An 8994-nucleotide genomic window follows, 5' to 3' on the forward strand; every position below is an offset into this window, starting at 1 on the left:
AGACTTTCTTCAAGGAACTGCAAGAGAACCCGAATATCAAGGCCACCATGCAGTCGGCCCAGGCTGGCAACCCGATGCCGAACAATCCGGAAATGGGTCGCTTCTGGTCGTCGATGGAAAGTGCCCTGAAGAACATCACTTCGGGTCGCCAGGGCGTGAAGGAAGGTCTGGATGCGGCAGCCAAGCGCATCAAGGGTGAGTGATCACTGATGCAAGGCCGGTGGAGTAGGGCACAGCCCTCGTCCACCGACGCTTCGCTTTGCACCATGCGGCTTGCCCGATGCAGCTGTGAATCAGCGCGCCGGTGGGAGCGGCTTTCGCCGCGATCGCCCGGCGCCGGATCTGCTTCATCGTGGATGTCCACCCCATTCCTGGCGGGAATGGGCCGCATGGCCGCATCACCACCGCGCAATCTTGCTGCCTGCCCAGGCCGTTCCATCGATCGGGACAGGTGGCTTGAAGGAAGAATTGATAATGGGTCGCAAGCTGGAACTATGGCTTTGGGTCGGCGTGGCAATCGTATTGCTGCTCGCCGGGTTGATGCTTACCTACAAGATCTATCTCGCCGGGCAGACCATGCTGGCGATCTCCTGCCTGGCGGTACTGGCCTTTGCCGCCTTCGTCTATACCTCGGGCCGTGCCTATGCCTACCGCTATCTGTTCCCGGGCTTGCTGGCGGCGCTGGTATTCGTGGTGTTTCCGCTGGCTTATACCTTTGCCATCGGCTTTACCAATTACAGCTCGAAGAACCTGCTGAGTTTCGAGCGCGCTCGCCAGTACTTTCTCGATGAGACCTATACCGTCGATGGCGAGCGGCTGAATTTCACCCTGCATGCTGATGGCAAGGCTTTCCGCATTCGCCTCGAAAACGACAAGGGCAATGCCTTTGTCACGCCAGCCTTGGCGCTCAAGCAGGTCGAGCCGCTACGGGTAGAGGCGCAGGCCATCGCGCCGACCGATGCGCCGATGGGCGAAGCGGCCGATACCAAGACGCTGATCCAGAACCTCAAGGCACTGAAGGCGGTGTCGGTGGTGCTGCCCAATGGCCAGGTGGCCAGCGCCGCCGGCCTGCGCGAATTCGCCCCGGTACGGCCCCTGTACAAGGCCAGTAGCGACAATGCCCTGACCAATCAGCAAGACGGCACCGTGTTGCGGCCCAACTTCAATACCGGCTTTTATGAGACGGCAGCCGGCGAGCGGCAGCAGCCGGGCTTCAAGGTCGGGGTCGGCACCGCCAACTTCACCCGCGTGTTTACCGATCGGGCATTCAGCGAACCTTTTTTGCGCATCTTCGGCTGGACCGTGGTGTTTTCCGGTCTGTCGGTGCTGTTTTGTTTCTCGGTCGGCGTCGTGCTGGCGGTGCTGCTGAATTGGGAGGCACTACGCTTTCGTGCCTTTTACCGCATCATGCTGTTCCTTCCCTATGCGGTGCCGGGTTTTATTTCGATTCTGGTATTCAAGGGCCTGTTCAACCAGAACTTCGGTGAGCTCAACCATATGCTGGACATGCTGTTCGGCATACGGCCGGCCTGGTTTGACGACCCCTTCCTTGCCAAGAGCATGCTGCTGATCGTCAATACCTGGCTGGGCTACCCCTACATGATGGTGGTGTGCATGGGCCTGATCAAAGCCATCCCGGCCGATCTGTATGAGGCATCCGCCATTGTTGGCGCCGGGCCCTTGACCAATTTCTTCAAGATCACCCTGCCGCTGATCGCCAAGCCGATGCTGCCCCTGCTGATTTCGGCCTTTGCTTTCAATTTCAATAACTTCGTGCTGATCGCCCTGTTGACCGATGGTCGTCCGGACTTCCTCGATACCAAGGTGCCGGCCGGCACCACCGACCTGCTGGTGTCCTACACCTATCGCATCGCCTTCCGCGATTCCGGGCAGAACTTCGGCCTGGCGGCCGCGATTTCTACGGTGATCTTTGTCATGGTGGCGGTGTTGTCGCTGGTGAATCTGCGGCTGACCAAGGTCAATCAAAGCGAAGCGCGTTAGGAGCAAGCATGGCTATCGTTCTGGACAAATCACATCGCTGGCGCGTCTTTGCCGCCCATCTGGGCCTGATCGCGCTGATTGCTGTCATCGTGTTCCCATTCTTGCTGGTGTTATCGATCAGCTTGCGGCCGGGCAATTTCGCCAGTGGCGACCTGATCCCGGCGCATATCAGCTTCGAGCACTGGAAGCTGGCGCTAGGCATACCGTATCAGGATGTCGATGGCACCCTGGTCGAGCCGCAATTCCCGGTGCTGCTGTGGCTGTGGAATTCCATCAAGGTGGCGGCCTTGTCGGCCGGCATTGCCCTGCTGCTATCCACCAGCTGCGCCTATGCCTTTGCCCGCATGAAGTTCATCTTCAAGCAGCAGATGATGAGTTCCTTGCTGCTGATCCAGATGTTTCCCTCGGTGCTGGCCCTGGTGGCGATCTATGCGATTTTCGAGCAGATCGGCAGCTATGTGCCGCGGCTTGGTATCGATACCCATGGCGGGCTGATCCTGGCCTATACCGGCGGTATTGCCCTGCATATCTGGACCATCAAGGGCTACTTCGACACCATCCCGGTGGAAATCGAAGAGGCGGCCAAGGTGGATGGCGCCACGCATTTCCAGACCTTCCGCCATGTCTTGCTGCCCATGGCCGTGCCGATTCTGATGGTGGTGTTCCTGCTCGCCTTTATCCAGGGAATCATCGAATACCCGATTGCCTCGGTGCTGCTGCACGAGAAGGAAAACCTCACCCTGGCCGTGGGTGCCCAGCAGTTCCTGTATCCGCAGCACTATCGCTGGGGTGACTTTGCTGCTGCCGCGATTTTGTCGGGCCTGCCGATTTCGGTGGTGTTCCTGCTGGCGCAAAAGTGGATGATTGCCGGGCTCACTTCGGGCGGCGTGAAGGGTTAAGTGCAACACCGGCTCACGGCAGGCGCAGCTTCGCTTGCGCCTGCATTCGGATTCAACCAAGAAGATGGAGTGATGACCATGAAGCGACGCAAACTATTGCTGGGCCTGGTGGCTGGCCTGTTACTGACCAGCCTGCCGGCTTTCGCTGCGGACCTTGTATTGGCTGCCGATGAAGTGGCGATCCACTATCACCGCCCGGATGGCAATTACAAGAACTGGGGCGTGCATGCCTGGAAACGGGCGCCGGGTTCGTCCGATCAGCCACTCGACGGCATCAGCTGGGGCTCGCCGGCCACGCCGGACGGTAGCGATGATTTCGGCGTGTACTGGAAATTCAAGATCAAGGATTTTGGCTCGACCGGCATCGTCCACTACATCATCCACAAGGGTGATTCGAAAGAGCAGAAGGGTGGCGATCAGCAGTTCGACAGCAAAGAAGCCCGCGAAATCTGGGTGATGAGCGGTGACGCCACGCTGTACAAGAGCAAGGCCGAGGCACTGGCCGCTGCGCCGAGATAAGACTCGCATCATCTGTTTCGACAGCCGGGTGCGATGCTGGCCCAGTGGGAGCGGCTTTAGCCGCGATTGCTACGGTGCCGCGTATTTGGCGTCGCCGCCCGGCTCGCGCTTCATTCTCGAATCCAAGGCTGGTTGCCACGCCGCATTGCGGTCGGCACCGGCTTAACCTTTGCTTGCCATGAACTCACGCCTGCTTGCCTCGCTTTTGCTTAGTGCCGCGCTCGCCGCCTGTGCCACGGCACCCGCGTCCCGACCGCTTGCCGTCGCTGCCGCCGAAGCTGCTACGCAGCCGCAGGAGCCCGTGCTGCCTGCCGGTTTTGCGGCCAACCCGATCGTCTACTTCGCCATTACCGATCGCTTCTACAACGGCAACCCGGCCAATGACCGCAGCTATGGCCGCAGCGGCGATGGCGAGCGCGAGATCGGGACCTTCCATGGCGGCGATCTGGCCGGCATCACTGCCAAATTGAAGGAAGGCTGGTTCAGCCAGCTCGGCGTCAATGCGATCTGGATCACCGCGCCGTACGAGCAGATTCACGGCTGGGTGCAAGGCGGCAAGGCCGAGTTCAAGCACTACGCCTACCATGGCTACTTTGCGCTGGACTACACGGTGCTCGACCAGAATATGGGCACGCCGGATGAGTTGCGCGAGCTGGTCGATACCGCCCACAGCAAGGGCATCCGCATCCTGTTCGATGTGGTGATGAACCATCCGGGCTATCTCGATATCGCCAGCGCTGCCCAGTTGAATATCCCGGTGCTGTGGAAGGATGCGGAGCGCAAGTACACGCTGCGCGATTACCACGAGTGGATCGACTACAACGCCGACCGCAAGAAATGGGCGCAGTGGTGGGGCGGCGACTGGGTGCGCGCCGGTCTCGCCGGTTATAGCCAGGGCGGACAGGATGATCTGACCATGCAGCTGGCTTACTTGCCCGATTTCAAGACGGAAAACCCCAAGCCAGTCAGCCTGCCGCCGTTTTTGAAAGCGAAGCGCGATACCCGAGCGCTAGACCTGCCCGACACCCCCGTGCGTGGCTATCTGGTGAAATGGCTCAGTGACTGGGTGCGTGAATACGGCATTGATGGCTTTCGCTGCGATACCGCCAAGCATGTCGAGCTCGCATCCTGGCAGGCGCTGAAGGAAGCGAGCAATACAGCACTGGCCGAGTGGAAGCGCAATAACTCGGCAAAAAAGATCGATGACGCGCCATTCTGGATGGTCGGCGAGGTGTTCCCGCATGGTGTCAGCCGCGACAGCTACTTTGACCACGGCTTTGACAGCCTGCTGAATTTCGACTTCCAGAACGCCGCCCTGGCCGACGCCAGCGTACTGGATGCGATGTACGCCAGCGATGCGCAAAAGCTGGCGGCTGGCCGGGCGGATGGGCGGGCGTTTGATGTGCTCAGCTATATCTCCTCGCACGATACGCGGCTGCTCGATCGTAAGCGGCTGATCGATGCCGGCTCGGCGCTATTGCTGGCACCCGGTGGGGTGCAGATTTTCTATGGCGACGAAACCGCCCGGCCCGACGGTCCGGCCAGTGCCGGCGACCCGCAGCAGTCCACCCGCTCGGATATGAACTGGAACAGTATCGACCAGGCGGTGCTGCAGCACTGGCGCAAGCTGGGTCAGTTCCGCGCCCGCCATGTAGCGATCGCTCGTGGTCGCCATGCGCGCATCAGCGAGGCGCCGTACGCGTTCTCGCGTATCCATGGTGCCGATCGCATCGTGGCGTTGCCCAAGGCACAGGGCGATATCCGCATCGCTGTGGCGGGCATATTCAAGGATGGGACAACGGTGCGCGATGCCTATAGCGGTGCCACTGCCCAAGTGGTAGCGGGCACGGTCAGTTTGACAGCCAGTGGCACGGTCTTGCTGGAGGCTTTGTGATATGACGCACGCTGTGGCGGGCAATCGCATCAATCCGGACTTCTCGCGCCTGATCCTCGGCATCTGGCGCATTGCCGACTGGAAGATGACGCCCGTCGAGGTGGCAAGCCTGCTCGAGCAAGCGCTGGAGCTGGGCATTAACACCTTCGATCTGGCCGATATCTATGGCGACTACCAGTGCGAGGCGATGTTTGGCGAGGCGCTGCGGGCGCAAACTGCGCTCAAGTCACGCATCAGACTGATCAGCAAGTGCGGTATCGCCCTGCAAAGCGCGGCGCGGCCGCAGCATCGGGTCAAGCACTACAACACCACCCGCCAGCATATCGTCGCCTCGGTCGAGCATTCGCTGCGGCAAATCGGCGCGGAGCGGCTGGATCTATTGCTGATCCATCGGCCCGACCCCTTGATGGATGCCGATGAGATCGCCGAAGCGTTTGGCCAGCTGCGTCGCTGTGGTCTGGTCGGTAACTTCGGTGTATCCAATTTCCTGCCGCATCAGTTCGACTTGCTGCAAAGCCGGCTTGACTACCCGCTGGTGGCCAATCAGGTCGAGGTGTCGCTGTTGCATAGCGAGGCGATGTTCGACGGCACGCTCGACCAATGCCAGCGCCTTGGCACCATGCCGCAAGCCTGGTCGCCGCTGGGCGGTGGCAGGCTGGCCAAGGAGTCGCACTATTCGCGCCTCGGGCAGGTGCTGGCGCGTCTTGGGCGCGAGCTGCGCGCCAGCCCGGAGCAATTGGCCATCGCCTGGCTGTTGCGCCATCCGGCGCAGATCCACCCGGTGCTCGGCACCGGCAAGATCGAGCGCTTGCGCCTGTTGGTCGAGGCACAGCAGTTACAGCTGGATCGGCAATACTGGTACGAAATGCTGGAAGCAGCGCGCGGTCGCGAAGTGCCGTGACTTCGGCCCGCTGATTGGTTGCTGACCGGGCAGTCGAGCGTGGCGACAAGGTGAATGGCAGGCAGTTACAAGCGTTGTACTTGCCATATGGCGACTACAGGTGTAGTAAAACTACTTTATCGATATTGCTTGCCGTCTTTGTCAGGTGACAAGGTTGCCAGCCAGGCGCCGAAACGGCGCGAATCGCAACGGAGTCTGCAACATTGAGCCTGGCTGACGCACTGCCCGGCGGCACCGGCACCAGTGATGTCGATTTAAGAAACGCGTCTGTAGCAATAGGCCGAAGTGGCTTGTAACCGGATTACCAAATTCGTGCGGTGTCAGACCGCCAAACAGGAGCATGTCATGAGCATTCGAATCGCCATCAACGGCTACGGCCGCATCGGTCGCAATGTGTTGCGCGCCCTTTATGAAAGCAATCGGCGCGGCGAGTTTGAAATCGTCGCCATCAACAATCTCGGCGAAATCGAAGTCAACGCCCATCTGACCGAATACGACACGGTGCACGGCAAATTCCGTGGCGAGGTCGGCATTGATGGCGAGCATCTGGTGGTGAATGGCGATCGTATCCGCTACCTGAGCGTTCGCGACCCAGCCCAGCTGCCCTGGCGCGATCTGCAGGTGGACGTGGTATTCGAGTGCACCGGCCTGTTTACCAGCAAGGCCAAGGCTGGCGCCCATCTGGCCGCTGGCGCCAAGAAGGTGATTATCTCGGCGCCGGGTGGCGATGATGTCGATGCCACCGTGGTATTCGGTGTCAATGAAGCCAGCCTCAAGGCCGAACATACGGTGATTTCCAATGCCAGCTGTACCACCAATTGCCTGGCACCGCTGGTGGCGCCACTGCATGCCGCCCTTGGCGTTGAAATGGGCCTGATGACCACGGTGCACAGCTACACCAATGACCAGGTGCTGACCGATCTCTACCATAGCGATCTGCGCCGCGCGCGCTCGGCCACCCAGTCGATGATTCCGACCAAGACCGGCGCGGCCGCCGCCATCGGTCTGGTGATTCCAGCGCTGGCCGGCAAGCTCGATGGCCTGGCAGTGCGGGTGCCTACCATCAATGTGTCGCTGGTCGATCTGGTATTCAGCGCCGGCCGCGATACCTCGGTGGCCGAAGTCAACGAGATCGTGAAGGCGGCTGCGGCGACATCGGCCGGCATCCTCACTTACAACACCAAGCCCCTGGTGTCGATCGACTTCAATCACAACCCGGCCTCGAGCAATTTCGATGCAACCCAGACCAAGGTCAGCAATCAGCGCCTGGTGAAGGTCATGGCCTGGTATGACAACGAGTGGGGTTTCTCCAATCGCATGCTCGATACCTGCAAGGCCTTGATGCTGGCTGCTTGATCGCGCATTTCCTGCTGTGCGGCGCCGTGGTGGATTGCTACGGCGCCGGTTTCCCAAAGTGCGCCATCAGAGCGCCTGTCTGTTGTGCAAAATCTGGAGTGACACAATGAACGCCGTTTTCCATCAGGCGTGGGCCTCGCTCACGCGTAAACCCGCTTTTTCTGAAATTGCATGCGCAAGGCATGTCGGCCGCTTGTTGGCCGCCGGCGCCGCGCTGCTGCTGGCCGGCCAAGCCTGTGCCGCCGGCGAAATCACCATCTGGATCAATGGCGACAAGGGCTATAAGGGCCTGGAAAAAGTCGGCCAGCGCTATACCAAGCTGACCGGCATTGCGGTCAAGGTCGAGCATCCGGACGATGCCACCGGCAAGTTCCAGCAGGCGGCGCTGGCGGGCGGCGGGCCGGACATCTTTATCTGGCCGCATGACCGCATCGGCGAGTGGATCAAGCTGGGTCTGATCCAGCCGGTCACACCATCGGCCGAGGTGCAGCACAATATCGTGTCGGTGGCCTGGGATGCGTTTACCGTCAATGGCAAGGTGTGGGGCTATCCGCTGTCGGTGGAGGCGGTGGGCCTGATCTACAACAAGGCCCTGGTGCCGGTGCCGCCCAAGACCTTCGAAGAGATCCCCGACATCGATGCCCGGCTTGGCAAGCAAGGTGCCAAGGCCATTCTGTGGGATTACAACAATACCTACTTCAGCTGGCCCTTGCTGGCGGCCAATGGCGCCTATGCCTTCTACCGCGATCCGCGCGGCAATTACGAGGCGGGCGATACCGGCGTGGACAAGGCGGGCGCCATTGCCGGCATGGAAACGCTGAAAATGCTGATCGACAAGGGGGTGATGCCGACAGGCGCCAATTACGCCCAGATGGAAAGTGCCATGCATGCCGGCAAGCTGGGCATGATGATCAGCGGGCCCTGGGCGTGGGAGGGCTTGCGCAAGGCGCATATCGACTTCGGAGTGGCGCCGATACCGATGGTGAAAGGCAAGCCGGGCCGCCCCTTTGTCGGCGTGCTTGGCGCAATGATTACCAGCAATAGCAAGCACAAGCGCGAGGCCAATGATTTCCTCGAACGCTTCTTGCTGAAGGCCGATGGCCTGATGGCGATGAATGAGGACGTGCCGCTCGGGGTGCCGGCCGATACCACGCTGTTCTGGCAGCTGTATGCCGATGAGCATATCCGCAATTCGATGGACAATATCCATCTGGGCAAGCCGATGCCGTCCAATCCGGAAATGAGCAAGTTCTGGTCTGCGATGGAGGCAGCGTTCAAGCAGGTGAGTGCGGGTCAGGCCAAGCCCAGGGAGGCGCTGGAGGCGGCTGCGCGGCAAATCACCGGAAAGGCTGCGCAGGATGGCTCGGGCAAAAACAAGCTAAAGGCGGCGGCGCGCTGATTGCGGCGGCGGGTGGTCGGTGTCG

Annotated in this window: 7 protein-coding genes and 1 pseudogene; all 8 read left to right on the forward strand. The window is 60.7% G+C overall.

Annotated features, from left to right (window positions below):
* Positions 1 to 203: pseudogene (gene malE / locus ACE3OH_RS13150) on the forward strand (maltose/maltodextrin ABC transporter substrate-binding protein MalE); the annotation flags it as partial.
* Positions 204 to 474: 271 nt separating this feature from the next.
* Positions 475 to 2001, forward strand: coding sequence for a maltose ABC transporter permease MalF (gene malF / locus ACE3OH_RS13155; RefSeq protein ID WP_374353407.1), 1527 nt, complete (start codon positions 475 to 477; stop codon positions 1999 to 2001).
* 8 nt (positions 2002 to 2009) lie between these two features.
* Positions 2010 to 2900: a maltose ABC transporter permease MalG gene (gene malG / locus ACE3OH_RS13160; RefSeq protein ID WP_374353410.1), complete on the forward strand. Its 891-nt coding sequence runs from the start codon at positions 2010 to 2012 to the stop codon at positions 2898 to 2900.
* A gap of 78 nt (positions 2901 to 2978) precedes the next feature.
* The gene (locus tag ACE3OH_RS13165; RefSeq protein WP_374353413.1) at positions 2979 to 3419 is read left to right on the forward strand and encodes a pullulanase-associated domain-containing protein; all 441 of its coding nucleotides are present in this window, start codon (positions 2979 to 2981) and stop codon (positions 3417 to 3419) included.
* Between the two features lie 301 nt (positions 3420 to 3720).
* Positions 3721 to 5313 (forward strand): alpha-amylase family glycosyl hydrolase, encoded by a 1593-nt coding sequence (locus ACE3OH_RS13170; RefSeq protein ID WP_374353417.1) that lies wholly within the window; start codon positions 3721 to 3723, stop codon positions 5311 to 5313.
* A gap of 1 nt (position 5314) precedes the next feature.
* Positions 5315 to 6214 (forward strand): aldo/keto reductase family oxidoreductase, encoded by a 900-nt coding sequence (locus tag ACE3OH_RS13175; RefSeq protein WP_374353420.1) that lies wholly within the window; start codon positions 5315 to 5317, stop codon positions 6212 to 6214.
* Between the two features lie 345 nt (positions 6215 to 6559).
* Positions 6560 to 7570 (forward strand): type I glyceraldehyde-3-phosphate dehydrogenase, encoded by a 1011-nt coding sequence (gap, locus tag ACE3OH_RS13180; protein WP_374353427.1) that lies wholly within the window; start codon positions 6560 to 6562, stop codon positions 7568 to 7570.
* Between the two features lie 106 nt (positions 7571 to 7676).
* Complete coding sequence (malE, locus tag ACE3OH_RS13185) at positions 7677 to 8969, forward strand: maltose/maltodextrin ABC transporter substrate-binding protein MalE (RefSeq protein ID WP_374353430.1); 1293 nt, start codon at positions 7677 to 7679, stop codon at positions 8967 to 8969.
* Positions 8970 to 8994: the final 25 nt, after the last annotated feature.

Origin of the sequence: Chitinimonas sp. (assembly GCF_041904975.1) — a bacterium.
Lineage (GTDB): Bacteria > Pseudomonadota > Gammaproteobacteria > Burkholderiales > Chitinimonadaceae > Chitinimonas.

Excerpts from the sequence above, each read along its gene's own strand:
- gap (WP_374353427.1), top strand. The coding sequence starts at position 6,560 with ATGAGCATTCGAATCGCCATCAACGGCTACGGCCGCATCGGTCGCAAT.
- malG (WP_374353410.1), top strand. The coding sequence starts at position 2,010 with ATGGCTATCGTTCTGGACAAATCACATCGCTGGCGCGTCTTTGCCGCC.
- ACE3OH_RS13165 (WP_374353413.1), top strand. The coding sequence starts at position 2,979 with ATGAAGCGACGCAAACTATTGCTGGGCCTGGTGGCTGGCCTGTTACTG.
- malE (WP_374353430.1), top strand. The coding sequence starts at position 7,677 with ATGAACGCCGTTTTCCATCAGGCGTGGGCCTCGCTCACGCGTAAACCC.
- ACE3OH_RS13175 (WP_374353420.1), top strand. The coding sequence starts at position 5,315 with ATGACGCACGCTGTGGCGGGCAATCGCATCAATCCGGACTTCTCGCGC.
- malF (WP_374353407.1), top strand. The coding sequence starts at position 475 with ATGGGTCGCAAGCTGGAACTATGGCTTTGGGTCGGCGTGGCAATCGTA.